Annotated in this window: 29 protein-coding genes; 20 read left to right on the top strand and 9 right to left on the bottom strand. The window is 60.0% G+C overall.

The features are described 5' to 3' along the window. The first annotated feature begins 162 nt into the window (after positions 1-162). From AB9N64_RS27805 to AB9N64_RS27795, 3 genes are all read left to right on the top strand, one after another. Complete coding sequence (locus tag AB9N64_RS27805; RefSeq protein WP_003190182.1) at positions 163-444, top strand: hypothetical protein; 282 nt, start codon at positions 163-165, stop codon at positions 442-444. A 98-nt stretch (positions 445-542) separates the two neighbouring features. Next, positions 543-1,274, top strand: coding sequence for an SDR family oxidoreductase (locus AB9N64_RS27800; protein WP_038449643.1), 732 nt, complete (start codon positions 543-545; stop codon positions 1,272-1,274). Between the two features lie 34 nt (positions 1,275-1,308). After that, entirely contained in the window at positions 1,309-1,899 is a 591-nt protein-coding gene (locus AB9N64_RS27795; protein ID WP_058410688.1) for a 2-hydroxychromene-2-carboxylate isomerase, read from the top strand. Positions 1,900-1,937: 38 nt separating this feature from the next. Here the strand turns inward: AB9N64_RS27795 and AB9N64_RS27790 are convergent, their stop codons facing one another. The 3 genes from AB9N64_RS27790 to AB9N64_RS27780 form a co-directional block, all read right to left on the bottom strand. Continuing rightward, positions 1,938-3,746 (bottom strand): aminopeptidase P family protein, encoded by a 1,809-nt coding sequence (locus tag AB9N64_RS27790; RefSeq protein WP_106111808.1) that lies wholly within the window; start codon positions 3,744-3,746, stop codon positions 1,938-1,940. Positions 3,747-3,794: 48 nt separating this feature from the next. Further along, positions 3,795-4,955 carry a cysteine desulfurase family protein gene (locus tag AB9N64_RS27785; protein WP_019817252.1) on the bottom strand — a complete coding sequence of 387 codons (1,161 nt, stop codon included), beginning with the start codon at positions 4,953-4,955 and terminating at the stop codon, positions 3,795-3,797. A 232-nt stretch (positions 4,956-5,187) separates the two neighbouring features. Next, on the bottom strand, positions 5,188-5,454 hold the full coding sequence (locus tag AB9N64_RS27780) for a hypothetical protein (protein ID WP_014717819.1): 267 nt from the start codon (positions 5,452-5,454) through the stop codon (positions 5,188-5,190). Between the two features lie 267 nt (positions 5,455-5,721). Between AB9N64_RS27780 and AB9N64_RS27775 the strand changes: the two genes are divergently transcribed. Further along, complete coding sequence (locus AB9N64_RS27775; RefSeq protein ID WP_014717818.1) at positions 5,722-6,819, top strand: sigma-54-dependent Fis family transcriptional regulator; 1,098 nt, start codon at positions 5,722-5,724, stop codon at positions 6,817-6,819. Here the strand turns inward: AB9N64_RS27775 and AB9N64_RS27770 are convergent. Beyond that, positions 6,808-7,173, bottom strand: a complete 366-nt coding sequence (locus tag AB9N64_RS27770) for an antibiotic biosynthesis monooxygenase (protein WP_019817256.1) — start codon at positions 7,171-7,173, stop codon at positions 6,808-6,810. The genes AB9N64_RS27775 and AB9N64_RS27770 overlap by 12 nt on opposite strands. 99 nt (positions 7,174-7,272) lie before the next feature. On the opposite strand from AB9N64_RS27770, the gene soxR reads away from it, so the two are divergent. Continuing rightward, positions 7,273-7,728, top strand: coding sequence for a redox-sensitive transcriptional activator SoxR (gene soxR, locus AB9N64_RS27765; protein ID WP_014717816.1), 456 nt, complete (start codon positions 7,273-7,275; stop codon positions 7,726-7,728). Between the two features lie 74 nt (positions 7,729-7,802). After that, positions 7,803-8,261 (top strand): VOC family protein, encoded by a 459-nt coding sequence (locus AB9N64_RS27760; protein ID WP_168224448.1) that lies wholly within the window; start codon positions 7,803-7,805, stop codon positions 8,259-8,261. Positions 8,262-8,362: 101 nt separating this feature from the next. On the opposite strand, the gene AB9N64_RS27755 is transcribed toward AB9N64_RS27760, so the two are convergent. Genes AB9N64_RS27755 through AB9N64_RS27740 form a run of 4 tightly spaced genes read right to left on the bottom strand, consistent with a single transcriptional unit; the run spans position 8,363 to position 12,834 of the window. Next, positions 8,363-9,595, bottom strand: coding sequence for an MFS transporter (locus AB9N64_RS27755; protein ID WP_236466402.1), 1,233 nt, complete (start codon positions 9,593-9,595; stop codon positions 8,363-8,365). Further along, the gene (locus AB9N64_RS27750) at positions 9,592-10,308 is read right to left on the bottom strand and encodes a 2OG-Fe dioxygenase family protein (protein ID WP_236466403.1); all 717 of its coding nucleotides are present in this window, start codon (positions 10,306-10,308) and stop codon (positions 9,592-9,594) included. Before AB9N64_RS27750 ends, AB9N64_RS27755 begins: the two co-directional genes overlap by 4 nt. Before the next feature lie 4 nt (positions 10,309-10,312). Beyond that, complete coding sequence (locus AB9N64_RS27745) at positions 10,313-11,680, bottom strand: acetyl-CoA carboxylase biotin carboxylase subunit family protein (RefSeq protein ID WP_073454481.1); 1,368 nt, start codon at positions 11,678-11,680, stop codon at positions 10,313-10,315. Further along, the gene (locus AB9N64_RS27740) at positions 11,677-12,834 is read right to left on the bottom strand and encodes a KamA family radical SAM protein (protein ID WP_014717811.1); all 1,158 of its coding nucleotides are present in this window, start codon (positions 12,832-12,834) and stop codon (positions 11,677-11,679) included. The genes AB9N64_RS27745 and AB9N64_RS27740 overlap by 4 nt, the downstream gene beginning before the upstream one ends. A gap of 760 nt (positions 12,835-13,594) precedes the next feature. Between AB9N64_RS27740 and AB9N64_RS27735 the strand changes: the two genes are divergently transcribed. The 8 genes from AB9N64_RS27735 to AB9N64_RS27700 are packed head-to-tail and all read left to right on the top strand — an operon-like array spanning position 13,595 to position 19,739. Beyond that, the gene (locus AB9N64_RS27735; RefSeq protein ID WP_014717810.1) at positions 13,595-14,797 is read left to right on the top strand and encodes a PepSY domain-containing protein; all 1,203 of its coding nucleotides are present in this window, start codon (positions 13,595-13,597) and stop codon (positions 14,795-14,797) included. After that, positions 14,794-15,330, top strand: coding sequence for a hypothetical protein (locus AB9N64_RS27730; RefSeq protein WP_019817260.1), 537 nt, complete (start codon positions 14,794-14,796; stop codon positions 15,328-15,330). The genes AB9N64_RS27735 and AB9N64_RS27730 overlap by 4 nt, the downstream gene beginning before the upstream one ends. Continuing rightward, on the top strand, positions 15,327-15,650 hold the full coding sequence (locus AB9N64_RS27725) for a hypothetical protein (RefSeq protein ID WP_014717808.1): 324 nt from the start codon (positions 15,327-15,329) through the stop codon (positions 15,648-15,650). Before AB9N64_RS27730 ends, AB9N64_RS27725 begins: the two co-directional genes overlap by 4 nt. Continuing rightward, entirely contained in the window at positions 15,647-16,207 is a 561-nt protein-coding gene (locus AB9N64_RS27720; RefSeq protein ID WP_014717807.1) for a DUF6162 family protein, read from the top strand. Before AB9N64_RS27725 ends, AB9N64_RS27720 begins: the two co-directional genes overlap by 4 nt. Positions 16,208-16,226: 19 nt before the next feature. Continuing rightward, positions 16,227-17,147, top strand: a complete 921-nt coding sequence (locus AB9N64_RS27715) for a metal ABC transporter substrate-binding protein (RefSeq protein WP_032901958.1) — start codon at positions 16,227-16,229, stop codon at positions 17,145-17,147. Continuing rightward, entirely contained in the window at positions 17,144-17,890 is a 747-nt protein-coding gene (locus AB9N64_RS27710) for a metal ABC transporter ATP-binding protein (protein ID WP_073454479.1), read from the top strand. The genes AB9N64_RS27715 and AB9N64_RS27710 overlap by 4 nt, the downstream gene beginning before the upstream one ends. Beyond that, positions 17,887-18,786 carry a metal ABC transporter permease gene (locus AB9N64_RS27705; RefSeq protein WP_032901932.1) on the top strand — a complete coding sequence of 300 codons (900 nt, stop codon included), beginning with the start codon at positions 17,887-17,889 and terminating at the stop codon, positions 18,784-18,786. Before AB9N64_RS27710 ends, AB9N64_RS27705 begins: the two co-directional genes overlap by 4 nt. Beyond that, entirely contained in the window at positions 18,786-19,739 is a 954-nt protein-coding gene (locus tag AB9N64_RS27700) for a metal ABC transporter solute-binding protein, Zn/Mn family (RefSeq protein ID WP_020301068.1), read from the top strand. Before AB9N64_RS27705 ends, AB9N64_RS27700 begins: the two co-directional genes overlap by 1 nt. Positions 19,740-19,885: 146 nt before the next feature. Here AB9N64_RS27700 and AB9N64_RS27695 read toward each other — a convergent pair whose 3' ends face one another. Beyond that, complete coding sequence (locus tag AB9N64_RS27695; RefSeq protein WP_020301069.1) at positions 19,886-20,599, bottom strand: UTRA domain-containing protein; 714 nt, start codon at positions 20,597-20,599, stop codon at positions 19,886-19,888. Positions 20,600-20,950: 351 nt separating this feature from the next. On the opposite strand from AB9N64_RS27695, the gene AB9N64_RS27690 reads away from it, so the two are divergent. The 6 genes from AB9N64_RS27690 (at position 20,951) to AB9N64_RS27665 (ending at position 26,313) form a co-directional block, all read left to right on the top strand. After that, on the top strand, positions 20,951-22,027 hold the full coding sequence (locus tag AB9N64_RS27690) for an ABC transporter substrate-binding protein (RefSeq protein WP_236466404.1): 1,077 nt from the start codon (positions 20,951-20,953) through the stop codon (positions 22,025-22,027). A gap of 177 nt (positions 22,028-22,204) precedes the next feature. Next, a complete protein-coding gene (locus AB9N64_RS27685; RefSeq protein ID WP_236466405.1) occupies positions 22,205-23,011 on the top strand; it encodes an alkaline phosphatase family protein in 807 nt (268 codons plus the stop codon). Continuing rightward, positions 23,008-23,853: an ABC transporter permease subunit gene (locus AB9N64_RS27680; protein ID WP_032901935.1), complete on the top strand. Its 846-nt coding sequence runs from the start codon at positions 23,008-23,010 to the stop codon at positions 23,851-23,853. Before AB9N64_RS27685 ends, AB9N64_RS27680 begins: the two co-directional genes overlap by 4 nt. Continuing rightward, on the top strand, positions 23,840-24,640 hold the full coding sequence (locus AB9N64_RS27675; RefSeq protein WP_003190144.1) for an ABC transporter permease: 801 nt from the start codon (positions 23,840-23,842) through the stop codon (positions 24,638-24,640). Before AB9N64_RS27680 ends, AB9N64_RS27675 begins: the two co-directional genes overlap by 14 nt. After that, positions 24,637-25,626, top strand: a complete 990-nt coding sequence (locus AB9N64_RS27670; RefSeq protein WP_060766799.1) for an ABC transporter ATP-binding protein — start codon at positions 24,637-24,639, stop codon at positions 25,624-25,626. The genes AB9N64_RS27675 and AB9N64_RS27670 overlap by 4 nt, the downstream gene beginning before the upstream one ends. A 33-nt stretch (positions 25,627-25,659) precedes the next feature. Continuing rightward, positions 25,660-26,313 carry an HAD family phosphatase gene (locus tag AB9N64_RS27665; RefSeq protein ID WP_014717797.1) on the top strand — a complete coding sequence of 218 codons (654 nt, stop codon included), beginning with the start codon at positions 25,660-25,662 and terminating at the stop codon, positions 26,311-26,313. The last annotated feature ends 55 nt before the right edge of the window (positions 26,314-26,368 follow it).

The raw sequence follows: 26,368 nt of genomic DNA, 5'->3' as shown, positions 1-26,368 counted from the left end.
CATCTTTAAAGCCAGCTCTGGTATTTGCCGCTCATTTAGGCCATGTTTAGGCCGTAACCGAATGTCATTCATGGAGAATTTCGACACGGACAGCATGAACGCTTCGCTCGAGAGCGAGTAAAGCGGCTCTGTTCTTTTGCAGGGCGGCTATTAAGGATGGGAATGAAACGAATTTTGATACTGTTGCTGGTTGTGGGCATCGCTGGCTGTGCTGCAACCACAAAAACAGAAGTGAAACGGGGAAAAAAAGGGCTGCATATCAACTGTTCAGGCCTGTCCTCCTCTTGGGACCAGTGCTACACCAGTGCAGCCAACTCATGCGGTGCCAAGGGCTACCGGGTGATAGCCAAATCCGGCGACAACTCCGAGGAGCCTGGGGACTATCCCTTCGGCCTCAACCCTGCCGGCTATACCAGCCGCAGTATGATCGTCATCTGCAAATAGCTGCCCGAGCAGTCTTTCCTGACTGCTCATCTTAAATTCAGGCCAGTTGCGGCCCGAAGGCTAAACTCCTGCTCGACCATCGAACCAATGGAGTTCCCATGCCGCACAACAAGAAAATCGTACTAGTAGTGGGTGCCGGTGACGCGACCGGTGGCGCCATAGCCAAACGCTTTGCCCGCGAAGGCTACATCGCCTGCGTCACCCGTCGCAGCGCCGACAAACTGCAGCCCCTGATAGACAGCATTCAGTTGGCGGGCGGTGAAGCCCATGGTTTTGCCTGTGATGCACGTAAAGAAGAGGACGTGATCGCTCTGGTCGAGCAAATCGAAACCGAGCTGGGACCTATTGAAGCGTTCGTCTTCAACATCGGCGCCAATGTGCCTTGCAGCATTCTGGAAGAAACCGCACGCAAGTACTTCAAGATCTGGGAGATGGCGTGCTTCTCCGGCTTCCTGAACGCACGGGAAGTCGCCAAGCGGATGGTCACGCGTAACCGCGGCACTATCCTGTTCACCGGAGCCACCGCCGGCTTGCGCGGAAGCGCGGGGTTTGCCGCCTTCGCCGGCGCCAAGCATGGGATACGCGCCCTGGCACAAAGCATGGCGCGGGAGTTAGGCCCGATGAACATCCATGTCGCCCATGTGGTGGTGGACGGTGCCATCGATACCGACTTCATTCGCGAGAACTTCCCGCAAAAATACGCACTCAAGGATCAGGACGCCCTCCTCAACCCTGACCATATTGCCGACAACTACTGGTTCCTGCATCGCCAGCCACGGGACGCCTGGACGTTCGAACTGGACCTGCGCCCCTGGAATGAAACCTGGTGACTCCCTCTATAACAATAAGCAGTGAGTACAGACCATGAGTAAAACCCTGGAGTTCTTCTTTGATCTCGGCAGCCCCGCCACTTACCTGGCCTATACCCAGTTGCCGGCGCTGTGCGCTAAAACCGGCGCACAGGTGGTGTATCAACCGATGCTGTTGGGCGGTGTATTCAAGGCCACGGGCAATGCCTCGCCGATCATGGTGCCCGCCAAGGGGCGCTATATGCTCGATGACCTGGCGCGTTACGCCAAACGCTACAACGTGCCGCTCAGGTTCAACCCGCACTTTCCCATCAATACCTTGGTGCTGATGCGCGCCGTCACCGGCATTCAAATCCACCAGCCTGAGCGCTTCCTCGACTTCATCGACTGCCTGTTCCGCGCACTCTGGATGGAAGGCCGTCACCTGGGCGACCCAGAGGTCGTGGCCAATGTGCTCACCGAACAGGGGTTCGATCCCGAGCAGGTACTGGCCCTGTCCAATGATGCAGCCGTCAAGGACGCTCTCAAGGAAAAAACCGAACAAGCCATTAAGCGCGGCGTGTTCGGCGCTCCCAGTTTCTTTGTAGGAAACCAGCTGTTCTTCGGCCAGGACCGCCTGGACTTTGTGCGTGAAGCCCTCAGCTAGGTGTTGATTGCAGCCGGCAATGCCTTGGCTGCAACCGATCAAATCGCCGCAGTGCGCACCTGCAACCATTCAAGCGCTGCACCATTGAGCAGCGGGCTCAAACGCTCACGCACCTGGGCGTGATACGCGTTGAACCATTCGCGCTCATCCGCCGTGAGCAACGACGGCTCCAGGCAGCGGGTATCAATTGGGCACAGGGTCAGGGTTTCGAACTTGAGGAATTCGCCAAACTCGGTCTTGCCCGCTTCACGGTTCAACACCAGGTTCTCAATGCGCACGCCCCAACGGCCAGGGCGATAAGTACCCGGTTCAATTGAAGTAATCATCCCTGGCTGCATCGCCGTTTGTGGCGCCGCAGCAGCCTGATAGGCAATGACCTGCGGACCTTCATGTACGTTGAGGAAATAACCCACGCCGTGGCCTGTGCCGTGACCGTAGTCCACGCCTTCTGCCCATATCGGCGCGCGGGCAATGGCATCCAGCAACGGTGAAAGAATGCCCTTGGGGAACTGCGCACGGGACAGAGCAATCACCCCCTTGAGCACCCGCGTGCAATCGCGTTTCTGCTCCTCACTCGGTGTACCGATAGGCACCATCCGCGTGATGTCCGTGGTTCCGCCCAGGTATTGGCCGCCCGAGTCGATCAACAGCAAGCCATCACCTTCGATCAGCGCATGCTCTTCTTCGGTGGCGTGGTAATGCGGCATCGCGCCGTTGGCGTTGAAGGCGGCAATGGTGTTGAAACTTAGCGATACATAGCCTGGGCGGCGAGTACGTGCAGCGGTCAGGTGTTCGTCAATCGTCAGTTCGGTAATGCGCTCGCGACCCAGGGCGCTGTCGAGCCAGGCAAAGAATTCGCACAGCGCCGCACCATCCTGCTCCATGGCTTGGCGGATATGTTCCGCATCCGCCAGGCTCTTGCGGGATTTAGCCAGTGTGGTGGGGTTGAGGCCTTCAACCAGCTTGACGCCCGCGTCGAGGTTTTCCAGCAAGCCGGCGGTGACGCGGGCAGGGTCTACTTGCAAACTTGCGCCCGCCGGTACCGCTCGCAGCGCTTGCGCCACCTCGCTGTAATCACGCAGGGTCACGCCATCCTGCTCAAGCACCGCCCGCAGTTGCGCATCGACCTTGCCCAACGCCACAAACAAAGTGGCCTGTTGCTGATTGATCAAGGCAAAGGACACAAACACCGGATTGAACGACACATCAGCGCCGCGCAGGTTGAATAGCCAGGCGATGTCATCCAGCGTCGCGATGAAATGCCAATCGGCGCCCTTGTCTTTCAAACTGGCACGCAAGGCGGCCAGTTTCTCGCCACGACTGACGGTGGCTTGGGGCGGCAGATGCTGATAGATCGGCTGGTTCGGCAACGCTGGGCGGTCTTGCCAGACTTCATCGAGCACATCGATATCGGTACGCAGACGCGCGCCACGCTCGGCCAATTTGCCACCCAGGGTACGTGCCGAGGCCACGGCCATGACCGCACCGTCCACCGCCACCACGCCACCCTCAGGGGTTTGCTCGGCCAGCCACTCCAGCGGCCCGGGCTGACCCGGTTGCAGCTTCACCAGCTCGATACCGCTGCCCTTGAGCTCCTTGGTCGCCTGTTCCCAATAACGGCTATCCGCCCAGACCCCGGCGAACTCCGCCGTGACGATCAGAGTGCCCACCGAGCCATGAAAACCGGACAACCACTGGCGCCCTTGCCAGTAACCCGGCAAATATTCGGACAAATGCGGGTCCGCCGATGGCACCAGCAAGGCATGAATGCCTTCGCGGCGCATCAGTTCACGGGTGTGCGCCAGGCGCTGGGGAACCGCTCCATTGGTCAAAGGCTGCGTACTCATTGTGTCTCCTGCTAACCACTAATAATTGTTATGTATTGCGATGATAAATCAGACTGCCCAGAACGCTGGCGCACTCGCCAATGCGGCCTTGATCAACTGCGCGGCCTGGTCGATATCCTGTTCGGTGGTAAACCTGCCCAGGCTCAAGCGAATAGTGCGAGCGGCACTGCGAGCGTCATGCCCCAAGGCCAGAAGCACATGGGACGGCGCTTTGCTGGCCGAATTGCACGCTGAAGTCGCGGAAAAGGCAATGCCTGCACTCAATGCGGCTGAATTGAATTCGCCTTCGCTGAAGGTAAGGCTCAATGTGTGTGGAATACGCTGGGTTGAGCTGCCATTAAGACGCAAGCCGGCAACCGACGCCAATTGATCCAGCAAGCGCTGGCGCAGCGCGACAATCGTGGCCTTCTCATCCTCGAAAGACGCCGCCGCCAGAGCAAACGCCGCGCCCATGCCGGCAATCTGATGAGTCGCCAGGGTGCCGGAGCGCAAACCGCCTTCGTGGCCCCCCCCGTGAATCTGCGCCAGTACCTTCTGCTGCGCCCGAGGCCCGACATATAACGCGCCAATACCCTTGGGCCCATACAGCTTGTGAGCAGAGAACGACATCAAGTCCACCGGCCACCGGGCCAGGTCGATAGCCACTTTGCCTGCCCCTTGCGCCGCGTCCACATGGAACAACGCGCCGTGCTCACGTACCCGCGCGCCAATGGCCGGGATATCGTTGAGGGTGCCCAGTTCGTTGTTGACCAGCATCAGCGAGACAAGAAAGGTATCCTCGCGCAAGGCTTCGCTGACCGCTTCGACGCTGATCAAGCCGTCTGCATCCGGTACCAGGTAAGTCACTGCCACTCCGGCTTCCTGCAATTGCCGCGCGGTGTCCAGCGTGGCCTTGTGTTCGATCTGGCTGGTGATGATATGCCCACCCGCCACACCACGGGCCTGGGCCACGCCCTTGAGCGCAAGGTTGTTGGATTCCGTGGCACCGGAGGTCCAGACTATCTGCTCGGGCTCGGCCACCACCAACTCGGCCACCTGGCCACGCGCCTGTTCAACCTTCTGCCGGGCCGCTTGGCCGAATGCATGGGAACTGGACGCAGGGTTGCCGAAGTGGGCGTTGAAACCCAGACACTCGACCATCACCTGGATAACTCGCTCATCCACCGGCGTGGTGGCGGCGTAGTCGAAATACAGCGGACGTTTATTCATGAGGTTAAAACTCGCAGAGCGTATTCCCAAGAACAGCGTCTCGGGGGGCATCGACCAGAACAGAGGTCGTCAGGTTTAACCGATCGAATGCCATTAAAGAAGGTAACTTTATTTAAATGTGCGTAGGAACGCTCCTGGAATTGAGCTTAACAGGCTGAAGTAGCCCCATGGCAAACAAAAAGCCCGAGGTTCCTTGTGGGAAACCTCGGGCTTTTTGCTGCATGAAGCGCGCTCAACTGGGCCGACCATGCAAAACCACGCTGCGCTCGGCGTTCATTTCACCCTGGTGATCAAAGCCGAAGGGCTTTGGCTGGCCAAGCAACGCGGCGCGTTGGCGTTGATAGTCGTCAAACGACAAGCCGCGACGGCCCAGGGCCTCCAAAGCCAACTGCTTGGTTTCGTCGGCTGTATAAGGGCGCATTTCCGGGGATGGCTGGGTCGCACACCCCGCAAGGACAGAGGTGACAAGTAAAAGGGAAACAGCGAGGAAACGGTTCATGGCGATGGCCCTGCGAAGATGGTTTCGAGTCAATGAACACAGGCTACTCTCGCCCCTTCTCGCTGAAAAATCATCGTCCGTGATAGTCGCTATCACGCGTATCGGCGTCCACAGGAGGAACGCCTTTATATTCATTTAAGTTCTATAAATATAGAAACACCTTCATTTACGAATTAAGACGATACCTCTATAAAGACCTTGCGCGCAGCCCACTGTCCACCCGGCAACAGCCCTTCAACAAAGCTTGAATTCCCATGAGAGGTCACCATGCAGCTGTTCACCCTGCCGCCCTCGCCTGCCCTCGCGACCTCGATCCGCGCCACAGCCCAGGTCTTCGAAGACCCAAAGTCCCAGGCCCTGCTCGACCATATCCAGCAAGTGGCCCCCAGCGAGGCCAGCGTGCTGATCATCGGCGAAACCGGCACCGGCAAAGAGCTTGTTGCGCGGCATATCCACCACCTCAGTACGCGGCGAAATCGGCCCTTCGTGGCAGTGAACTGCGGGGCTTTTTCGCAAGCACTAGTGGAAGCCGAGTTGTTCGGCCATGAGAAAGGCGCCTTTACCGGTGCCCTCAGCGCCAAGGCCGGCTGGTTCGAAGAGGCTGACGGCGGCACCTTGTTTCTGGATGAGATCGGCGATTTGCCGATGGCCATCCAGGTCAAACTGCTGCGGGTGCTACAGGAGCGTGAGGTGGTGCGCCTGGGTTCGCGCAAAAGCATTGCAATCGATGTGCGAGTCCTGGCCGCCACCAATGTAGAACTGGAACAGGCCATCAACGCCGGGCATTTCCGTGAAGACCTCTACTACCGCCTCAATGTAGTCAGCCTGGAACTGAGCCCGCTGCGCGAACGTACCGGCGATATCCTGCCGCTGACCCGGCACTTCATCCAAACCTACAGCCAGCGCCTGGGCTACGGTCCGATCAGCGTGAGCCACGAGGCCGAGCACAAGCTCAAGCGCTACAGCTGGCCGGGTAATATCCGTGAGCTGGAAAACGTGATTCATCACACCCTGCTGGTCTGCCGCAACGCTGTGATCGAACCCGACGACCTGCGCCTGTCGAACCTGCGCATCGAACGCCAGAACGACAGCGACACCGATACCTGTGCAGAAGCCCTGCTGGCGCGGGCGTTTCAAAGGCTCTTCGAGGAACAGTCCGGCGCCCTGCATGAAAAGGTCGAGGACGCCTTATTGCGCGCTGCTTATCACTTCAGCCACTACAACCAAGTACACACCGCCACCTTGCTGGGACTGAGCCGCAACGTCGCTCGCGCTCGCCTGATCAAGATCGGCGAACTGGCGGTCAACAAGCGCAGGCCCGGGAAAAATGCGCAAGGCGAACGGATGCTGCACCTATCCATTTAGTCGGCAGTGCAAGGCATCGTCCTGACTGCGCTCAAAACTGCGCAGTACCTGGAATGCGCCAAAGGTCACGGCCGTGGCCCGGTGGGCGCGGATCAGCGTCCAGAAATCTTCGCCGCCCTGCTCAAAACATTTGAAGGCCGCCTCACCCTCTTCCCGCGATTGCCATTGCAAGTAATTGAGCACCCTGCGTCCGTCATCGCTGACCTGTACGCTGGCACTCAAGAAGCCGCCATGGCGCACGGCCAGACGCTCGCTCTGGGTGGTCAAGGCGGCCACCAGGGCGGATTGCTGACGGGGTTCGATGTGAAATTCGATCAGCTGAGTGAAGCTGCGACTCTTCTCTGATACCTGCATGAAAACCCCCTCTCTCTGTAGGAAGAATCTTGCGATTCGATGCCACGCAGGGTAAAACCTCTAGTTAAGTCGAGGTCAAGCACTGTTTGGGAGCCTTACATGCTCAGCAACGAACTCAGCGTCGGTCAGTTGGCCGCTCGCAGCGGCGTGGCGGTCACCGCGCTGCACTTCTACGAATCCAAAGGGCTGATCAAGAGCAATCGCAATGCCGGCAATCAACGACGATATCCACGGGATGTACTGCGCCGGGTGGTGCTGATCAAAATCGCCCAACGTCTGGGCATTCCGCTGGCGACCATTGGCGAGGCCTTGCGGGCCCTGCCCGATGGGCGCACACCGAACGCTCACGACTGGGAACGGCTGTCGGCGTTGTGGCGTGAAGATCTGGATGAGCGCATCAACAAACTGATGCTGCTGCGCGACAAGCTCAATGGTTGCATCGGGTGCGGGTGCCTGTCGATGGAGGCGTGCCCGCTGCGCAATCACGATGACCAGCTGGGTGAGCGTGGCCCTGGTGCGCAGTTGCTGGAGCCCACGCCTGATGCTGATCGGTAAAGCCAGTTGCGCAATGCAACGTGACCTATAGTGAAAAGGCTGTAACCCCATAACCACAATCAGAGGAGAACGTTATGAGCGTTAAACCTATTCCCGAGGGTTATCACGGCATTACCCCCTATCTGGGCATCAACGAGGCCGCAAAGGCGATCGAGTTCTACAAGAAGGCCTTTGGCGCCTCAGTGTTCATGCGCCTGGACATGCCCGACGGCAGGGTCGGCCATGCGGAGCTGCGTATTAGCGAAGCGGTGATCATGCTGGGCACGCCCTGCGATGAAACGGCCCTGCGCAATCCGGACGCGCATCCCAGTGTCGGTTTGCACCTGTATGTGAATGATGTGGACGCACAATTCAAACAAGCGGTTGATGCCGGCGCCAGCGCAGTGTCCGAGCCGCAGGATCAGTTCTATGGGGATCGCTCGGCGAGTGTGAAGGATCCGTTCGGGCACCTGTGGTTCCTGGCCACCCATAAGGAGGACCTGACCGAGGAGCAAATCCGCCAGCGTGCCATGGAGATGTTCAAGCAACATTAACCCTGTGGGCGTGAGCTTGCTCGCGCCTGCAACACGCCACGCCTTGCCCCAGGTTCGGCCTGCTCCGGCAAAGTAAAGGCCTGCGTGGCGTTTGGAACACTTCAAGGGTTTGTCGATCTGACACCCCGGTAGGCATTGCGCCCCAGCCATATCGTCATGACCAACAAGGCGGTCAATGGCAGCCCATGGAACAACACGATCACCTGGGCCGGCGTCCACGTCACATAGAACGGCCCGACCACCAGCATGCCCACGCCAAAACCGGCCATCTGGATCAGGGTCAAGAGGCTGAACAGCGGCAAGCGCAAGCTATCGGGCTCGCTTTGCGCACGGGAGATCAACGCCACCTCGGACAATCCATCGCCCAGCCCCGCCCACACCACCAGCAACAGCGCCAGCCACAGTTCGGTCTGCTGGAATGTCAGGATAAAGCCGCTGGACATCAACGCCACACCGAGCATGAACAAGCGCTCCATGCCTTGGGTGCCACGACCTTTCAACACTGCACTGGCGATGCGCGCGCCAACAAACTTGCCACAGGCCCACACGGCCAGCAGATAGCCCATGACCGTTTTGGCCGTGTCCGGTGAAATGTACTGCGACAGCACTGGCCAACCGACGTTATGGGCCGCGCTGCCGAGGGTGTCTAACATGCTGATCAGCAACATCGCAGCCAGCACCGGCGCACCGCGCAACCCCTTGGTCAGCTCATGCCATTCGGCGCCGAGTCCGCGATGCGCGGCAACAGCAACGCTAAACAACGCGCGCAAGGGCAAGACCAGGCAAGCGGCAATCACATAGGTGCCGATGTTGACCGCAAACACCGCTTCAAATCCGCCCGTGGCGATCAGCAAGCCGGAGAGCAAACTGCCGAAGACCGCGCCGGTGGCGGCCGCCGAGGTGATCCATGCGTTGGTATTCACCCGCTGCTCAAGCGCGACCCAAGTGGGCAACTGACTGTTGAGGCCAATGGCAAACAGCGAATTGCACAGGCCGATACCGAAGGCGATAAAGGGAAGAAGGGTAAGTTGATGGGCCGGTAACAACACCAGCAGCGGCATCAGCAACAGCGCCCGGGCCAGGTCCAACCCCGCCAACGTCCCACGCCCGGCAAACCGCCGGAAAAACGGAATGCCAAACAGGCTCGCGACAATCCCGCCGGTGACCCGGCACGCCAGGAAGATGCTGACAAACACCACGCTCTGGCTGAGCCAGTACACATAAGTGGACAACGCCACCATGTTAAGGAATGCGCCAAAATCCGACACACCGCGGGCAAAGATGATCAGGCGAGCGTTGCGGGTCGACAGATTAAGTTGTTGATCGTGACTCATGCAGGCTGTGCCCCCTCGACACTGCGCAGGCTTACCAAGAGCACATCGCGCCAGGCCGGTTCCGTCTCTACCCGCGGTCGCACCTCCCCGGCCCGATGGTAGAACCCACGGTCGTTGATCACGATAGTCTCCAGAAATTTCTCCATCGGCAGTTTCAGTAGCCGGCTGTGCTCCGTTTCGTCGGCAAACACCTCCGACACCACCGGCACCGTGTTGCATTCGCCAATAAAGTGCATGAACACCCAATCCAGGCCGTCCTGGTGAATCCCCGATGTGGTCGGGCTGCTCGATGACACGTCCGCCCGCACCCGGAACTGATGGATATCGATCGTATAGGTCTGTTCGCCCAGGTGTGGGGCAATCACCGCGAGGTCCGTCGCCAGCAGCTTGTGCATGAGGGGATGCTCGATAAAGCCCTCCTCGCTATAGCTCAGGTGATTCACGCCCTCGCGATAGTTCACCGCGTAGGTGACCGGCGATTTGAACGCCGTATTCCTGTCGATCTGCAATTGCCGTGACGGTAACAGACGATAGCGCAAGATGCGCCGTTCGCGGTGGGTGTAAGTCCTGAACGCCTCGTCGCGCACCAGGTTATCCCAATACGCGCGAAAGCTTTGTTCCTCACCGGGTTCAACGTTGACCAGTTCGCGAAAGTCCGGGCGATGACAGAAGTGATGTTCGCGCAAAAGCGCCGAGATCTGAGGGATGTCCATATCGCTATCCTGCAACCGGTGGATCGATGAGGATGCGCAGATGTTGCTGCAACGCATCGTGCAAGGCATGGGCGTCGGCGGCATTGCCAACCTGGGCCCAGCATTTGAGCAAATAATGCTCCTCGATATCCGCGTCAATGTAGTGGCCGGGGTCCTGCGGGGCGTATTCCAGCACCGAGCGGTGTTGGTGGAGGAACTGCAGGCCGTCAATGCCCCTGAAAAGGCCACTGTGCTGCGGATAAATCGCCAGCATCGCGTAGTGTTGCCCCGCATCGGCAACCTTATGTGCGCCAGCCTCCAACTGTGCATTGATGCCCTTCTCGCCCAACAACAATCCCATGTACAGCTGATAAGGATCGATACCGGCCAGGTCGCGGAACGCCGAGTTCACATACAGTCCGCCCAGGCGCGGGTTGATCTCGATGGCCACTGGCCCTGCGTCCGTCATGCGAAACTCGAAATGCACCACAGCGTTGGTCAGGCCCACCGCGTGCAGGCAGTCCACCGCGTACTGGCGGATCTGCTCGCACTGGGCCTGGCTGAACGACGTCGGCGGGGAAATCAGCAGGTTCTCCAGGACCGTGCCGCTGCGCTCGGTCAGCAGCAGTTTTTCATTGATCAGCAGCGGATGGACACGCTCGCCGACAATCACACATTCCACACTGCCTTCGATGCCAGGAATATAACCTTCCAGCAGAATGCTGTGGCCTGGCAAGTATTCACGCCGCAGCCCATCCTCAAGCGGCAGGGCGTGCGCACAGCCGTAGAAGTCCGCATAAGCGGCGGCGCCATGATCACTTACGAAATGCCAATAGTGGCTGCGTAGCTCCTCCCAGCTCGAGCATTTTTTGATAAACGCCGAAGCCCCGCCAAAGGGCGGTTTGGCGATCAGTGGATAACCCACGCGCTCGGCGCCTTGCTGGAGTTCCTGTTCGTTGTTGCACAGCACGAACGGTACCGAACGCAATTCATGCTGTTTCAACACGCGGCGCATCAAGAACTTGTTATTGCACGCGGCAATCGCCTCCGGGTGGCTGTAGACCAAGCCCAACCGCTGACACGCCTGCGCGACGATACAGCCCACCTCCCCTTGTGCGGACGGGTGCCCGGCCTGGCAGAAAATCCCACGCACCTGATAACGCCCGTCCAACTGTCCGACCAACTCCAGGACAGACTGCTCACTGAGCGTTTCGAGCAGGAACACTTCGTCACTGTCGTCCCTGAGACGTTGCAGGTGCTTGCGCCCCGCCACGGCGGCCGTCAAACACGCCAAACCGTGGGCGCGGGCCACCGTGAAATGCGGTTCCCGGTAGCGGTAGCGAGCGCAAGCACTGTCATCTACATCAATAAACAGAATCGCATCCTGTTTCATACCGCATCCTGCCAACTGCACCATTGGCCCTCCCAGTTGCGAAAACGGTAAGTCCGCTGCCCATCGCGGACTTCAAAATGCGGTAAGTCTTCAGGCTTTTCAAAGTCCAACAATGGCACGGTGAACTTGCCTTGTGCATGCGGCAGTACATACTCGGGCAGGGCAATATTCGATACACGGCGTTTGAGCCGATCCATGATGGCGATGGCTTGGCTGATCGACGCCTTATATTCTGAAGCACCGGGTGAAAACGGCATGAAGTGATATAAGTAATATGGCTTTACGCCCAAACGATAAAGATCAATGAATAATTTATGCAACGTCGCTTCATCATCATTCACGCCACGCAACAGCGGCATGTTAGAGAATACAATCGGGACCACACCCTGAATCCGTTTAACCGCGACGGCAAAATCAGCACTGAGCTCAAGCGGGTGGCAGACATGCACACCAAATGCATTGACCTTGTACTTCTCCAGCATCGCCACCAACTCATCGGTCACGCGAAACGGGTTGAAACTCAAGGCCCGCGAATGAATGCGTATCAGCAGATCATCACGAATGCCGCGCAATGCGGCCAGCATCTCCTCAAGCTTGCGGTCGGCCAGCATCAGTGGGTCACCGCCGCTGAGAATCACCTCTTCAATCGCTGGATTACCGCGGATGTACTCCACCGAATCCTTGAACGAGTCAGTGTTGGCGTTAGCTTTGTCGGTGCCCACCTGCAGCGTGCGCAGCGCCTCGAAACAGAACTGGCAATAGGCATTGCACGTGTTGGTGGTGCGCAGGATCACGCGGTTGTCGTACTTGTGCTGGCAGATGGGCGTCTTCATCTCATGATTGAGTTCCCAGTTTTCGGAACTGCCGTCGTAGTCGCCCTGCACCTGTTCGCTCCAATACGGTACTACCTGGCGCCACAGGGGGTGGTCCATCACCTCTGCGCTGGTGAGTGAACGCTTGATTAAATCAATGTAATAAGGCGTGATCTGCATCTTGCGATCTTGCAAGTTGTGCTCGATATGCGCCGTTGTGGCCTCGTCCCATCCACCGCAGGCATTGCGCAGTGCAGGTTCATCGCGGATGGCATTCTTCTGCTGCCAACGCCAGTCTTGCCATTGAACTGAACGATGCATGGCTTGATCAAAAATCGACATGAGTTTGAACTCTCTGTTAAGGCATAGGGACGCGTACTTTTCCAGCACAGGAAAAGTATGATTCGCAGCAATGACAATCGACGGGCAGGCGACAGACCACAATCAAGTAACTAACTTGATCACCGGCACCAGAGAGATATAACGGTTCACCACGTGATGGCGCGAATAAACGACTAGCACGGTCATGCGATTAACTTCCTTTTTATACTATTGCGACTTCCAAGTCCGCACTCACTAAAGCCGATGCCCGCCAATGTGTCAATACAATAACCTTGTCATTCCTCTGGAATTAACCTGCACCCGCGCCAACACCCCGTAATGACAAGGGGCGCTTTCGTTCAAGCCCTGCTATTTGAAAAACAAATAATACTGAAAGCAACACGCTCAGTGAGTATAGAGAGCGTTATTTCTACTTATATAACTACGTAGCCGCACTTCAGCTGAGCCAGGGGTTGGCCGCGAGGAAGTGGCGCTCAGATGCGTGGCTGCTGACGACATCACACAGCGGCATGATCACGTCCTTGGAGGTCTGCCCCGGCCTAACGCAAGCCGCTGAACGCCTGCGGGCTGGCGTACTGCGTGTTCGATCAGCGCATAAATGCGGCCTGAATGTGAACCTGAAACATTTTCTTTCATATCCACCTTAGGGATTTCTCATGCTCATCCGTCTTAACTTAGATACAGCCTGTCGCGTCAGCAAAAGCTACGACTGGCCTTTTCCGGGCCTCTATTGCCCCCTCCGATCAAGACCCTCATTCATATGTCGAAGAAGTCACGCTCCAAACTCTGGTTTCTCGTCCATAGCTGGCTGGCGTTGCCCATCTGGTTCTTTGTACTGATCGTCTGCGTCACCGGCACCCTGGCCGTGGTGAGCCAGGAAATCGTGTGGCTGGCCAACCCGGATATCCGCGCCAGCAAGCCGTCGGATGACGCTCAGCCGCTCAGCTTTGACCAGGTGATCGCGGCCATCAAGCACGATGAGCCCAAGGCCATCGTCCAGTCCATCATCCGCCCGGATGAATCGCACTTCGCGCTAAGCGTCGGCCTCAGCTACCCGGACGGGCGCTCCGTGGAGGTGTATGCCAATCCCTACACCGGCGCGATCCAGGGCATCAGCCCCTCGTTCAACTTCCAGCAATTCACCCGCGCCCTGCATGGTTGGTGGCTGGTGCCGTTCACCAATGGGTACAGCTGGGGCTGGTACCTGGTGTCTGCGTTGGGCTTGCCGCTGCTGGCTTCACTGGTCACCGGGCTGGTGGTGTACAAGCGCTTCTGGAAAGGCTTCCTGCGCCCTACCCTGCGCATCCGCCACGGTGCGCGGATCTTCTGGGGCGACTTTCACCGCCTGAGTGGCATCTGGTCGATCTGGTTTATCGCGGTCATTTCTATCACCGGCACCTGGTTCCTGATCGAGGCTGTCCTGGGCGACAACCAGATATCCATTTCCAGTGAACCCATCGTGCCAGTGATCGCACGGGATAAGGTGCCGCTGTCGGCGCCAGGCGTGCCGGCACCGATGATCCCTATCGACAAGGCGATCGACATCGCCGCCGAGCGGATCCCCGGCCTGGACGCCAGCTTTGTGTTCATGCCAAGCAACGCTTACAGCCACCTGCAGATCGGCGGGCGTGGCTGGTACCCGTTGATGTTCCAGACCGCACAGCTGAACCCCTATGACGGTGAAATCGCGGTCTCGAACCTGTTGTCCGACCGTACCCCGCTGGAATTCGTCACCGAGTCGATGCGCCCACTGCACACCGGGGACTTTGGCGGTTTGTGGATCAAGCTGATCTGGGCATTCTTCGGCCTGGTGCTGAGCATGATGGTATTGAGCGGCTTGCTGATCTGGACCAAGCGCACCGCTCTGGCCACCCTCAACGCCCTCAAGCGCGAGGCCAAGACACAACGTCAGCACGCGCCCATCCCGACCATGCACGCCGACACCTCGGAGGCCCAGCGATGAGCAAGGTTGCAACCGTACCGCCGTCCCCGCTGCGCGCCTTTTGGCTGAAATGGCGTTTCCATATCAACATCCTGCTGTTGCTGGTGCCGCTGGGGTTCATGCCCAAATACTTTGCCGACGCCGCGTTGTTTCGCGGGGATACCGGCATCGGCGAGCGCGTGGCCGGGCAGGTGCAAGTCGGTCCCTGGAGCCTGACGCTGGCTGAGTTTCGCAACGAAGGCCCGAGCCCGAACCCGGCTGGCCCGATGAAGTTCTTCAACGCTGCCCTGTGCGATACCTGTGCCGAGCAGGTCAAGGCCACTTACCTGCGTATCGGCAAACCCCGCAGCCTGCGCGCCGCCGGAGTGATCTTCTTCGGCACGCCGTACCGCATGGGCGCCGCCCTGCCGATCCCAGAACGCACCCCGGCGGACGCCGAAATATGGGTGACCATGGAAGGGTGGGACGGCAGCATGCACCAGGGTTCCATCCCGCTGAGCCAGGCCTCGCCTGCCACCATTGCCTGGCTGAACAAGCAAGGAGTCAAACCATGACGTTCAAGCGCCTCACCCGCGCCGCGCTGTTGCTGTGCGCCGGCCTGAGCACCACCGCCTTCGCCCACAACCCGATGTGCGAATGCAAAGAAATCCCCGGCGAGCAGATACAGTGCAAAGGCGGTTTTTCCGACGGCAGTGGCGCCCCCGGCGTAACCCTGGATGTGATCGGCTACGACGAAACCATCCTGGTGCCGGGCAAGCTTGGCGAGGATTCGACCCTGACCTTCAAGAAGCCCGCCGCCGAATTCTACGTGCTGTTTGATGCCGGCCCCGGCCACGTGGTGGAAATCGACCAAGCGGATATCCCGTCGCAATGAGTACCACACAGGTTGTACGCCCCGCCGGCGCGGGCCACGAAACCCTTTATGTGTTGCTGTTGTGCCTGATCATCCTCGCGGTGGCGGGCACGGTCGTGGCGCTGCACGGGGAAACCCAGGAAGTCGCGGCAGTGCCCAGCCACCAGCTGGACGCCCGCCGCGACCTGAGCGCCGCCGAGCAAGGCATCTACGCCGACCTGCGGGTGACCCTGGATGAAATCCACCTGTTGCAGCAGGAACACAGCGCCCTGCCGACGCCTGAGCAACTGGCCGAAGAAGGCTTCGCGCCCTTTGCCCAGGATGCCAGTTCGGTCAGCCGTGGCGGCCATCGCTGGCAGCTGCTGGCACCCGCCGCCTACCTGGGCTTGAGCCAGGCGCCGGCCACCAGCGGTTCGCTGCTGATGCGCGTGCAAGGCAGTGAGCCGGATATCTGGCTCAACCGCAGCGCCAACCTTGCCGCCCCTTCCGACCTCACTGACCAGGCGCTGATCGCGGCCGGCTGGCAGCAGGTGGTCGCGCAATTCGATGCTGGCGTCACCCGCCAGCACCGTCACTGAACGAGAAGACCGATTGCCCATGTCCATGTCATCGCCCCTGTTGCGCCTTTTACTGGTTGGCCTGTTCAGCCTGATGCTCACCCCCCTTGCCAATGCCGAGGCGGCCAAGCGCCTGCGTATCGGCATTACCTTGCACCCCTATTACAGCTACGTGGCCAATATCGTGGGCGACAAGGCCGAGGTGGTGCCGCTGATTCCCGCCGGTTTCAACCCGCACGCCTACGAGCCGCGCGCCGAAGACATCAAGCGCATCGGCACCCTGGATGTGATCGTGCTCAACGGCGTCGGCCATGACGACTTCGCCGACCGTATGATCGCCACCAGCGAGCGCCCGGACATCCCGGTGATCGAAGCCAATGCCAACGTGCCGCTGCTCGCCGCTACAGGTAACGCGGCACGCGGTGCGGGCAAGGTGGTCAACCCGCACACCTTCCTGTCGATCAGCGCGTCGATTGCCCAGGTCAATAACATTGCCCGTGAGTTGGGCAAGCTCGACCCGGACAACGCCAAAACCTACACCCAGAACGCTCGCGCCTACGGCAAGCGCTTGCGCCAGATGCGCGCCGACGCCCTGGCCAAGCTGACCAGCGCGCCCAACCCCGACCTACGTGTCGCCACCGTACACGCGGCCTACGACTACCTGTTGCGCGAGTTTGGCCTGGAAGTCACCGCCGTGGTCGAGCCGGCCCACGGTATCGAGCCAAGCCCCAGCCAGCTGAAAAAGACCATCGATGAACTGCGTGCTCTGGATGTGAAAGTGATCTTCTCGGAGATGGATTTCCCGTCCACCTACGTCGATACCATCCAGCGTGAATCCGGGGTCAAGCTGTACCCGCTGTCGCATATTTCCTACGGCGAATACAGCGCAGAGAAGTACGAAGTGGAGATGACCGGCAACCTCAACACCGTGGTACGGGCGATTCAGGAGTCGGGAGCATGACCGCCGCGCAGCACCTGAACGCCGTCAACGTCGGCCCCACCCTGAACTTCGACCAGGTCTCGCTGACCCTGGGGCGCACCGCAATCCTCGATGGCGTGAGTTTCCAGGTACAACCGGGCAGCATCCACGCACTGGTAGGTCCCAACGGCGGCGGTAAAAGCTCGCTGATCAAGACCCTGCTGGGGCAGACGCCGCACCAGGGGCGTTTGAGCCTGGAATGGCCAACCACACCCGGCACCATCGGTTACGTGCCCCAGGCGCTGGAATTTGACCGCGGCTTGCCGATGACCGTGGACGATTTCATGGCTGCCATGTGCCAGCGTCGTCCGGCGTTTCTGGGCCTTTCCAGGCATTACGCAGCGGCGATTGGCGATGCCCTTGAGCGCGTTGGCATGCAAGACAAGCGCAAGCGCCGCATGGGCGCGTTGTCCGGCGGTGAGCGCCAGCGCGTACTGCTGGCCCAGGGGCTGATTCCGGCGCCGCAGTTGCTGGTGCTGGATGAGCCGATGTCGGCCCTCGACGAGGCGGGTATCCAGGTGTTCGAACGGCTGTTGAACGACTGGCGCCTGGCCGGGATTACCGTGCTGTGGATCGAGCACGACCTGGAGGCCGTGGGCCGCCTGGCCGACCGCGTCACCGGTCTTAACCGCCGCGTGCTGTTCGACGCCACACCGAAAGAGGCGCTGACCCCGGACCGCCTGCTCACTCTGTTCTCCACTCACCCTCGGAGCCCGGCCCCATGAGTTATGAAGCCTTTCGCTTGATGGTCCAGGGCTGGGCCTCTGCCGGTTACCTGCCCGAAGCCCTGGCCTACGGGTTTGTGGTCAACGCCCTGCTCGCCGGCTTGTTGATCGGCCCGGTACTCGGCGGCCTGGGTACGCTGGTGGTGGTCAAGCGCTTTGCGTTTTTCTCCGAAGCGGTCGGCCATGCCGCGCTGACCGGCGTGGCCGTGGGCATCCTGCTGGGCGAACCCTATACCGGGCCTTATGGCAGCCTGTTTGGCTACTGCCTGCTGTTCGGCATCCTGCTCAATTACCTGCGTAACCGCACCGGCCTGGCGCCCGATACCTTGATCGGCGTGTTCCTGTCCGTGTCCCTGGCACTGGGGGCAAGCCTGCTGCTGATCCTGGCCGGCAAGATCAACGTGCACATTCTCGAGAACGTGCTGTTTGGCTCGGTGCTGACGGTCAACGGCAACGACCTGCTGGTACTGGCCATTGTCGGCTCGCTGGTGATGGCCCTGGCATTGCCGCTGTACAACCGCATCATGCTGGCCAGTTTCAACCCGCAATTGGCAGCAGTGCGCGGGGTGGCGGTGAAAAGCCTGGACTACCTGTTCGTGATCCTGGTGACCCTGATCACCGTGGCCGCGGTCAAGGTCATCGGCGCAATCCTGGTCGGTGCCTTGCTGGTGATTCCTGCCGCTGCGGCGCGCCTGTTGAGCCAGTCACTCAAAGGGTTTTTCTGGATCTCGGTGCTGATCGCCACCGTCAGCACCCTGTGCGGCATCCTGCTGCCGATTATCTTCGACCTGCCCATCCCATCCGGTGCCGCCATCATTCTGGTTGCCGGTATCGCCTTCGCCTTCGCGGCCATCGCCCGTGGCGTTGTGCCCAGCCTCAAAGGGAATCTTGGATAATGCGCCCTGTCTTTCGCCCACTGGCCCTGGCCATCGCTTGCTTGATGAGTACGTCGGCACTGGCCGTCGACGGTTTCGACGCCAAGGACTTCAAAGTCAACCAGGGCCTCGGTCACGCAGCCCTGACCAAGACCAAGCCGCCGGTCAAGGTGCTGGCGTCGCTGCCGATTACCTACGGCTTGGCCGAGGCGCTGCTCACAGGCACCAACGTAGCGCTTGAACGCGCCGCACCGGCCAATCTGCCGGGTTCGCGGCAGGTGTCCTACTTCACCGGCCGCGGTGCTGCGGCATTGAACAAGTTGGCGCTGGACGCCGACGCGGCCATCGGCCTGCGCTCGCTGTGGGCCGATGACCCGCTGTACCCCGTGGCGCGGCGCAGCAATATCCGCATCGTCGAAGTCGATGCCGCACGCCCGGTGGACGGCGGCTTGCCGGGTATCGCAGTACAACCGGGGGTCACCGATGGCTTGAACAGCCAACCCTGGCAATCGAGCAACAATATGGGGCGCATGGCCGACGTGATGGCCGCCGACCTGAGCCGCCTGGCGCCGGCTGCCAAACCCAGGATCGACGCTAACCTGGCCGCGCTCAAACAGCGTTTACTCAAGCTCACCGCCGACAGCGAGGCGCGATTGGCCAAGGCCGACAACCTGAGTGTGCTCAGCTTGAGCGATCACTTCGCGTACTTGGTCAGCAGCCTGAACCTGGAAGTGCTCAGCACCGATGCACGGCCCGACGCCGAGTGGACGCCCGAGGCGCTGCAAAAACTCAGCAGCGCGTTGAAGGACAACGCTGTGGCGGTGGTGCTGCATCACCGTCAACCCAGCGATGCAGTCAAAACCGCCGTCACTGCCGGCGGCTCCAGACTGTTGGTGTTGAATGTGGACGGCGCCGACCCGGTGACGGAGTTGGAAACCAATGTAGACCAAGTGATCAAGGCACTTACACCCTAGGCAAGCCACCGATCCGTCAGAGATAAACTCGGTTCAATGTGGGAGCTGGCTTGCCTGCGATGCGGACGCCTCGGTTTATCAGGCGCACCGAGTCGATGCCATCGCAGGCAAGCCAGCTCCCACATGGGCTCGCGGTGCACCAGCCGCTACACCACATCCACACCCACATGAATCGCATCATGCCGCCAGAACTCCAGGTCGCAGTCGATCAGGCGTTGATGCTGGTCGTAATTGACCCGGGCGATGCGCAAGCCCGGGCTGCCTGCCGAGACGCGTAGCGCAGCGGCCGCTTCCACCGGTAGCGAGGTGGGCACAATCTCGAAACGCACCCGCCCGTAGTGCAAGTCATATTTGCTGGCATACAGCTCAGTCATCGACTGATTCAAATCGCACGCCAGGATCCCCGGAAAATACTGCGGGTTCAGATAGTGCTCGACATACAACACCAGGCGCCCGTCAATCCTGCGCCCCCGGCAAATCTGGATCACGCTCGACAACGCCGGCAACTGCAACCACGCGCACACCGCCGCCGACGCCGGTTGCAGGCGTGCGGAGATGACCTGCGTGGAAGCCTCGCGCCCCTGGTCGCTGACCATGGCGTGAAAGTGGCTGCGCTGCATCAGGTTATAGGCCAGCCGTGGCGGCGAAACGAACCAGCCCCGACGCTCTTCGCGGTAAATCTGCCCTTGGGCCTCAAGCTGTAACAAGGCTTCCCGCACGGTAATCCGAGTGGTACCAAACAACTCGCTGAGCTTGCGTTCGGCGGGCAGTTTGCTGGCAGGCGGCAACAGGCCGTGGTCGATCTGCTCCTGCAGCGCCAGGCCGATGGAAGTTACCGCCTTGATTGCCTCATCACGCATCAACGTTACCTATCTGGACTAGACCAGCACCGTTCAGGTGCACAAAACGCGCTCTATCTGGGCTTTTGCTGCTGGGTGCCAGCCTAGGCACTCCAGATGACCGACAGATGACAAAGGCTGTCGACTGCGTCTTCCACACCCTGCAATACATCGGCCAAGTCCAAGGCCTGCGGCCACTTGGGCATGGTCTACGCTAAGTCGGAGCTGAACGACATCAGCGCTTCAAAAACGACATCGACATGAAACTGTCATCCAGGGGGCCTAGATTGGCTCAGGTATTGCTGACCTAGACCAAACCACCGCTAACGTTCAGATAAAACGCCGCGTTGAAAACGCCCAAAGGAGCTTCGGATGAAACAGCTTTTCCTGGCATCACTGTTAGGCTCGACCATTGCCATGTGCACCGCCGCCATGGCTGCTGATACCGATCTAAAAACCTTGGAAGCCGCCGCCAAAGCGGAGGGCGCCGTCAACAGCGTCGGCATGCCCGATGACTGGGCCAACTGGAAAGGCACCTGGGAAGACCTGGCCAAAACCTACGGCCTCAAGCACATCGACACCGACATGAGCTCGGCCCAGGAAATCGCCAAGTTCAAAGCCGAAAAAGATAACGCCAGCGCCGATATCGGTGACGTGGGCGCGGCCTTCGGCCCGATCGCGGTAAAGCAAGAAGTGACCCAGCCGTACAAACCATCCACCTGGGCACAGGTGCCGGATTGGGCGAAAGACAAGGACGGTCACTGGGCCCTGGCTTACACCGGTACCATTGCCTTTATCGTCAACAAGAAGCTGCTGCACGGCTCCGAAGTGCCCACCACCTGGGCTGACCTGCAAACCGGTAAATACAAGGTATCGGTGGGTGACGTGAGCACCGCCGCCCAGGCTTCGAACGCAGTACTCGCCGCGGCCATCGCCAGCAAAGGCGACGAGAAAAACATCGCGCCGGGCCTGCAATTTTTCACCAAGATCGCCCAGCAGGGTCGCCTCTCGCTGTCCAACCCGACCATCGCTACCATGGAAAAAGGCGAAGTCGAAGTGGGCCTCGTCTGGGACTTCAACGGCCTGAGCTATAAGGCCAAGATGGCCAACCCCGATGACTACGTGGTGCTGATCCCCTCGGATGGCTCGGTGAAATCCGGCTACACCACCCTCATCAACAAATACGCCAAGCACCCGAACGCCGCCAAGCTCACCCGCGAATACATCTTCAGCGATGCCGGCCAGCTCAACCTGGCGCGCGGCAATGCGCGTCCGATCCGGGCTGAAACCGACTTGAAACTGCCGGCAGACGTTGCCAAAAACCTGATCCCGGGCGAGCAGTACACCAAGGCCAACCCGCAGCCGATCAAGGATGCCGATGCCTGGGAAGCGACGTCCAAGAAGCTGCCACAGATGTGGAACGAGCAAGTCATCGTAGAAATGAAGTAATCGGTCTCTCTGATCCAAAGGCGGTCAGTGTGGGAGCTGGCTTGCCTGCGATAGCGGTCTGACATTCAACATTTGTGTCCACTGATACACCGCCATCGCAGGCAAGCCATCTCCCACATTTGATCCCATTCCACGTTGATACTGAGCCATACCCTCTGTTGCGGAGCCCCAGCCCCCATGAAGCACACTGTCATCCTTGTGGTGCTCGACGGCCTCAACTTCGAGGTTGCCCGGCACGCCATGGGGCACTTGCAGGCCTATGTCGGCGCAGGACGCGCAGCCCTCTACACACTGGAATGTGAACTGCCTGCCCTGTCCCGCCCGTTGTACGAGTGCATCCTCACCGGCGTGCCGCCGATCCAAAGCGGTGTCGTGCACAACAACGTCTCGCGCCTGTCCACCCAGCGCAGCATTTTCCATTACGCCACCGACGCCGGCTTGAGCACCGCTGCGGCGGCTTACCACTGGGTCAGCGAGTTGTATAACCGCACGCCCTTTCTCGCCGCCCGCGATCGTCATACCGACGACAAGGCGCTGGCGATCCAGCATGGGCATTTCTACTGGAATGACCACTACCCCGATTCCCACCTGTTCGCCGACGCCGAAAGCCTGCGGCTCAAGCACGCGCCAAACTTTTTGCTGGTGCACCCCATGAACATCGACGACGCCGGTCACAAGCATGGCCTCGACACCGCGCAATACCGCAACAGCGCACGCTCGGCTGACATTATCCTGGCCGACTACCTGCAAGACTGGCTCGATGCCGGCTACCAGGTACTGGTCACCGCCGACCACGGCATGAACAACGACCGCTCCCACAACGGCCTGTTGCGCGAAGAACGGGAAGTGCCACTGTTTGTCATCGGTGACGCCTTCAGCCTGGACACCGACGCTGCGCCGAAACAAACCGACCTGTGCGGCACCATCTGCGACCTGCTGGGCGTGCCCCACAACAAGCCTGTGTGCCGGGAGCTGCTCAAGTGATTGCATTGACCCGCGGCAAATGGCTGGCCCTGCTATGCCTGCTGCCCTTCGCACTGTTCTTTATCGTGTTCGAGATCGCGCCGCTGGTGTGGGTGCTGATCAGCAGCCTGCAAACCGAAGAGTCCGGCTGGAGCCTGGAAAACTTCACCCGCATCTTCACCTCGAAGTTCTACCGGCAGGCCATCCAGTTCAGCCTGGAGATCAGTTTCTACTCCAGCATCTTCGGCATCATCATCGCCACCCTGGGCAGCTACTCATTGCGCCGAGTGGATTCGCCGCTGCGCAACTTCGTCACCGCATTCGCCAACATGACCAGCAACTTCGCCGGCGTACCCCTGGCCTTCGCGTTCATCATCCTGCTGGGGTTCAACGGCAGTATCACCCTCATGCTCAAGCAGGCCGGGATCATTGAGGACTTCAACCTGTACTCGAAAACCGGCCTGATCATCCTCTATACCTACTTCCAGATTCCCCTCGGCGTACTGCTGCTCTACCCGGCCTTCGACGCATTGCGCGAAGACTGGCGCGAGTCGGCCGCCCTGCTCGGTGCGAATGGCTGGCAGTTCTGGCGGCATATCGGCCTGCCGGTGCTCACCCCGGCGCTGCTCGGTACCTTTGTGATCCTGTTGGCCAACGCCCTCGGCGCCTATGCCACGGTCTATGCACTGACCACCGGCAACTTCAACGTACTGCCGATTCGCATTGCCGGCCTGGTCTCCGGCGATGTGTCGCTGGACCCGAACATGGCCAGCGCCCTGGCCGTGGTGCTGGTGGCGCTGATGACCGTGGTCACGGTGGTGCATCAACTGCTGCTCAAGAGGAGCTACCATGTCTCGCGCTGAAGCCGGCCCGGCCTCCCTCTACCATCGGGTGGTGGTGTACCTGTTGTTCCTGATCCTGGTGCTGCCTTTGGTAGGCACCTTTGTCTACTCGATTTCCAGCAGTTGGTCGGCAACCATCCTGCCCGCCGGCTTCAGCGTGAAATGGTATGTACAGCTGTGGAGCGACCCGCGCTTTCTGATGGCCTTCGGGCAATCGTTGCTGGTGTGCGTGGGCGCACTGATCCTTTCGGTGGTGTTGATTTTGCCGCTGCTGTTCGTGGTGCACTACCACTTTCCCAAGCTCGACGCGTTGATGAACATCCTGATCCTGCTGCCCTTTGCGGTGCCGCCGGTGGTGTCCTCGGTGGGGCTGCTGCAACTGTACGGGTCCGGGCCGCTGGCGATGGTGGGTACGCCGTGGATTTTGATCGGCTGCTACTTCACCGTCGCGCTGCCGTTCATGTACCGCGCGATCACCAACAACCTGCAAGCCATCAACCTGCGAGACTTGATGGACGCTTCGCAACTGCTCGGCGCCAGCACCTGGCAGGCCGCGATCCTGGTGGTGCTGCCCAACCTGCGCAAGGGCCTGATGGTGGCGCTGCTGCTGTCGTTCTCGTTCCTGTTCGGCGAGTTCGTGTTCGCCAACATCCTCGTCGGCACCCGGTACGAAACCCTGCAGGTGTACCTCAACAACATGCGCAACAGCAGTGGCCATTTCACCAGCGCCGTGGTGATCTCTTATTTCTTCTTTGTGCTGGTACTGACCTGGGCCGCCACTCTCTTGAACAAGGACAAAAGCCAATGAGCTTCGTCAGCGTCCAACACCTGCAAAAAGGCTACGCCGGCACCCCGGTGTTCAGCGATATCAATTGCGAGGTCGCCAAAGGCGAGTTCGTCACCCTGCTCGGCCCGTCCGGTTGCGGCAAATCCACTTTGTTGCGCTGCATCGCCGGGCTTACGCCGGTGGACAGTGGCCAGATCCTCCTGGATGGCCAGGACATCGTGCCCCTGAGCCCACAGAAACGCCAGATCGGCATGGTGTTCCAGAGCTACGCGCTGTTCCCCAACATGACCGTGGAACAGAACGTCGCCTTCGGCCTGCGCATGCAAAAGGTCAACGCCGACGACAGCAACAAGCGCGTGCAAGAAGTGCTGCAACTGGTGGAGCTCAAGGACCTGGCCGGCCGTTATCCGCACCAGATGTCCGGTGGCCAGTGCCAGCGCGTCGCTCTTGCCCGCTCCCTGGTGACGCGCCCGCGCCTGCTGTTGCTGGATGAACCGCTGTCGGCATTGGATGCACGTATTCGCAAGCACTTGCGCGAGCAGATCCGCCAGATCCAGCGCGAGCTGGGGCTGACCACGATCTTCGTGACCCATGACCAGGAAGAAGCGCTGACCATGTCCGACCGCATCTTCTTGATGAACCAGGGCAAGATCGTGCAGAGCGGTGATGCCGAAACCCTCTATACCGCGCCGGTGGATGTGTTCGCTGCCGGGTTTATCGGCAACTACAACCTGCTCGATGCCGACAAGGCCAGCCAACTGCTGCAGCGGCCGATCAGCGGGCGCATCGCGATTCGCCCCGAGGCCATCGAGTTGAGCCGCAGCGGCGAGCTCGATGCGTTGGTGCGTAGCCACAGCCTGCTGGGTAACGTGATTCGCTACCGCATCGAAGCCCGTGGCGTCGAGCTGGTGGTGGACGTGCTCAATCGTTCGGCCGACGACCTGCACCCGGATGGCCAGCGCCTGGCACTTTCCATCGACCCCAGCGCACTGTGTGAAGTAGCCTGACAGGCAGCGACCTATTGAGAGAGAGCATCACCGATGGCATTGGTAATTTTTGATCTGGACGACACCCTGATCCACGGCGACTGCGCCACGCTGTGGAGCGAACAAATGGGCCGCCTTGGCTGGGTGGACCCTGAGTCGTTCATGCGCAGGAACAACGAGCTGATGGATGCCTACAGCCAGGGCAAGCTGCGGATGGAAGATTTCATGGATTTCAGCCTGGAGCCGATGATCGGCCGTACCCCGGAAGAAATCGAGCACCTGGTGGAGCCGTGGGTCGAGGACGTCATCGAGCCGCTGATCTACAGCGACGCCACCAAGACCATCGCCCGCCACCGCGCGAACGGCGACCGAATCCTGGTGATTTCGGCTTCGGGCACTCACCTGGTCACGCCGATTGCTGCGCGTATCGGTATCGAGGAAGTGCTGGGGATTAACCTGAGCGTCAGCCATGGGGTATACGACGGCAAGACAGAGGGTGTACTGACTTACCGTGAAGGCAAGATCACGCGGTTGCTGGAATGGCTGGAGCAGGAAGGCGAAACCCTTGAAGGTGCCTATTTCTATTCGGACTCGCGCAATGATTTACCGCTGCTGCTCAAGGTGGATCACCCGCAGGTGGTGAACCCGGACCCGGTGTTGCGCGCCCATGCCGAACAGGCCGGCTGGCCGATCCACCACTGGACCTGAATCAATAGAGATCAACCCGCAAGAGATGGCTTGCCTGCGATAGCGGTGCAACAGT

Source organism: Pseudomonas sp. KT_2_4, from assembly GCF_041410225.1.
GTDB classification, from domain to species: Bacteria; Pseudomonadota; Gammaproteobacteria; order Pseudomonadales; family Pseudomonadaceae; genus Aquipseudomonas; species Aquipseudomonas paracarnis.
Note: the sequence above shows the minus strand (reverse complement) of the source record. Positions and strands in the feature narration are given on the sequence as shown.

What these genes read in the sequence shown, in the direction of transcription:
- AB9N64_RS27695 (WP_020301069.1), bottom strand. Translation starts at nt 20,599, where the DNA reads ATGCGTGATGAGGCAATCAAGGCGGTAACTTCCATCGGCCTGGCGCTG.
- AB9N64_RS27710 (WP_073454479.1), top strand. Translation starts at nt 17,144, where the DNA reads ATGACCGCCGCGCAGCACCTGAACGCCGTCAACGTCGGCCCCACCCTG.
- AB9N64_RS27805 (WP_003190182.1), top strand. Translation starts at nt 163, where the DNA reads ATGAAACGAATTTTGATACTGTTGCTGGTTGTGGGCATCGCTGGCTGT.
- AB9N64_RS27745 (WP_073454481.1), bottom strand. Translation starts at nt 11,680, where the DNA reads ATGAAACAGGATGCGATTCTGTTTATTGATGTAGATGACAGTGCTTGC.
- AB9N64_RS27775 (WP_014717818.1), top strand. Translation starts at nt 5,722, where the DNA reads ATGCAGCTGTTCACCCTGCCGCCCTCGCCTGCCCTCGCGACCTCGATC.
- AB9N64_RS27720 (WP_014717807.1), top strand. Translation starts at nt 15,647, where the DNA reads ATGAGTACCACACAGGTTGTACGCCCCGCCGGCGCGGGCCACGAAACC.
- AB9N64_RS27755 (WP_236466402.1), bottom strand. Translation starts at nt 9,595, where the DNA reads ATGAGTCACGATCAACAACTTAATCTGTCGACCCGCAACGCTCGCCTG.
- AB9N64_RS27725 (WP_014717808.1), top strand. Translation starts at nt 15,327, where the DNA reads ATGACGTTCAAGCGCCTCACCCGCGCCGCGCTGTTGCTGTGCGCCGGC.
- AB9N64_RS27800 (WP_038449643.1), top strand. Translation starts at nt 543, where the DNA reads ATGCCGCACAACAAGAAAATCGTACTAGTAGTGGGTGCCGGTGACGCG.
- AB9N64_RS27795 (WP_058410688.1), top strand. Translation starts at nt 1,309, where the DNA reads ATGAGTAAAACCCTGGAGTTCTTCTTTGATCTCGGCAGCCCCGCCACT.
- AB9N64_RS27685 (WP_236466405.1), top strand. Translation starts at nt 22,205, where the DNA reads ATGAAGCACACTGTCATCCTTGTGGTGCTCGACGGCCTCAACTTCGAG.
- AB9N64_RS27700 (WP_020301068.1), top strand. Translation starts at nt 18,786, where the DNA reads ATGCGCCCTGTCTTTCGCCCACTGGCCCTGGCCATCGCTTGCTTGATG.
- AB9N64_RS27675 (WP_003190144.1), top strand. Translation starts at nt 23,840, where the DNA reads ATGTCTCGCGCTGAAGCCGGCCCGGCCTCCCTCTACCATCGGGTGGTG.
- soxR (WP_014717816.1), top strand. Translation starts at nt 7,273, where the DNA reads ATGCTCAGCAACGAACTCAGCGTCGGTCAGTTGGCCGCTCGCAGCGGC.
- AB9N64_RS27750 (WP_236466403.1), bottom strand. Translation starts at nt 10,308, where the DNA reads ATGGACATCCCTCAGATCTCGGCGCTTTTGCGCGAACATCACTTCTGT.
- AB9N64_RS27785 (WP_019817252.1), bottom strand. Translation starts at nt 4,955, where the DNA reads ATGAATAAACGTCCGCTGTATTTCGACTACGCCGCCACCACGCCGGTG.
- AB9N64_RS27770 (WP_019817256.1), bottom strand. Translation starts at nt 7,173, where the DNA reads ATGCAGGTATCAGAGAAGAGTCGCAGCTTCACTCAGCTGATCGAATTT.
- AB9N64_RS27735 (WP_014717810.1), top strand. Translation starts at nt 13,595, where the DNA reads ATGTCGAAGAAGTCACGCTCCAAACTCTGGTTTCTCGTCCATAGCTGG.
- AB9N64_RS27670 (WP_060766799.1), top strand. Translation starts at nt 24,637, where the DNA reads ATGAGCTTCGTCAGCGTCCAACACCTGCAAAAAGGCTACGCCGGCACC.
- AB9N64_RS27690 (WP_236466404.1), top strand. Translation starts at nt 20,951, where the DNA reads ATGAAACAGCTTTTCCTGGCATCACTGTTAGGCTCGACCATTGCCATG.
- AB9N64_RS27740 (WP_014717811.1), bottom strand. Translation starts at nt 12,834, where the DNA reads ATGTCGATTTTTGATCAAGCCATGCATCGTTCAGTTCAATGGCAAGAC.
- AB9N64_RS27760 (WP_168224448.1), top strand. Translation starts at nt 7,803, where the DNA reads ATGAGCGTTAAACCTATTCCCGAGGGTTATCACGGCATTACCCCCTAT.
- AB9N64_RS27705 (WP_032901932.1), top strand. Translation starts at nt 17,887, where the DNA reads ATGAGTTATGAAGCCTTTCGCTTGATGGTCCAGGGCTGGGCCTCTGCC.
- AB9N64_RS27715 (WP_032901958.1), top strand. Translation starts at nt 16,227, where the DNA reads ATGTCCATGTCATCGCCCCTGTTGCGCCTTTTACTGGTTGGCCTGTTC.
- AB9N64_RS27780 (WP_014717819.1), bottom strand. Translation starts at nt 5,454, where the DNA reads ATGAACCGTTTCCTCGCTGTTTCCCTTTTACTTGTCACCTCTGTCCTT.
- AB9N64_RS27790 (WP_106111808.1), bottom strand. Translation starts at nt 3,746, where the DNA reads ATGAGTACGCAGCCTTTGACCAATGGAGCGGTTCCCCAGCGCCTGGCG.
- AB9N64_RS27665 (WP_014717797.1), top strand. Translation starts at nt 25,660, where the DNA reads ATGGCATTGGTAATTTTTGATCTGGACGACACCCTGATCCACGGCGAC.
- AB9N64_RS27730 (WP_019817260.1), top strand. Translation starts at nt 14,794, where the DNA reads ATGAGCAAGGTTGCAACCGTACCGCCGTCCCCGCTGCGCGCCTTTTGG.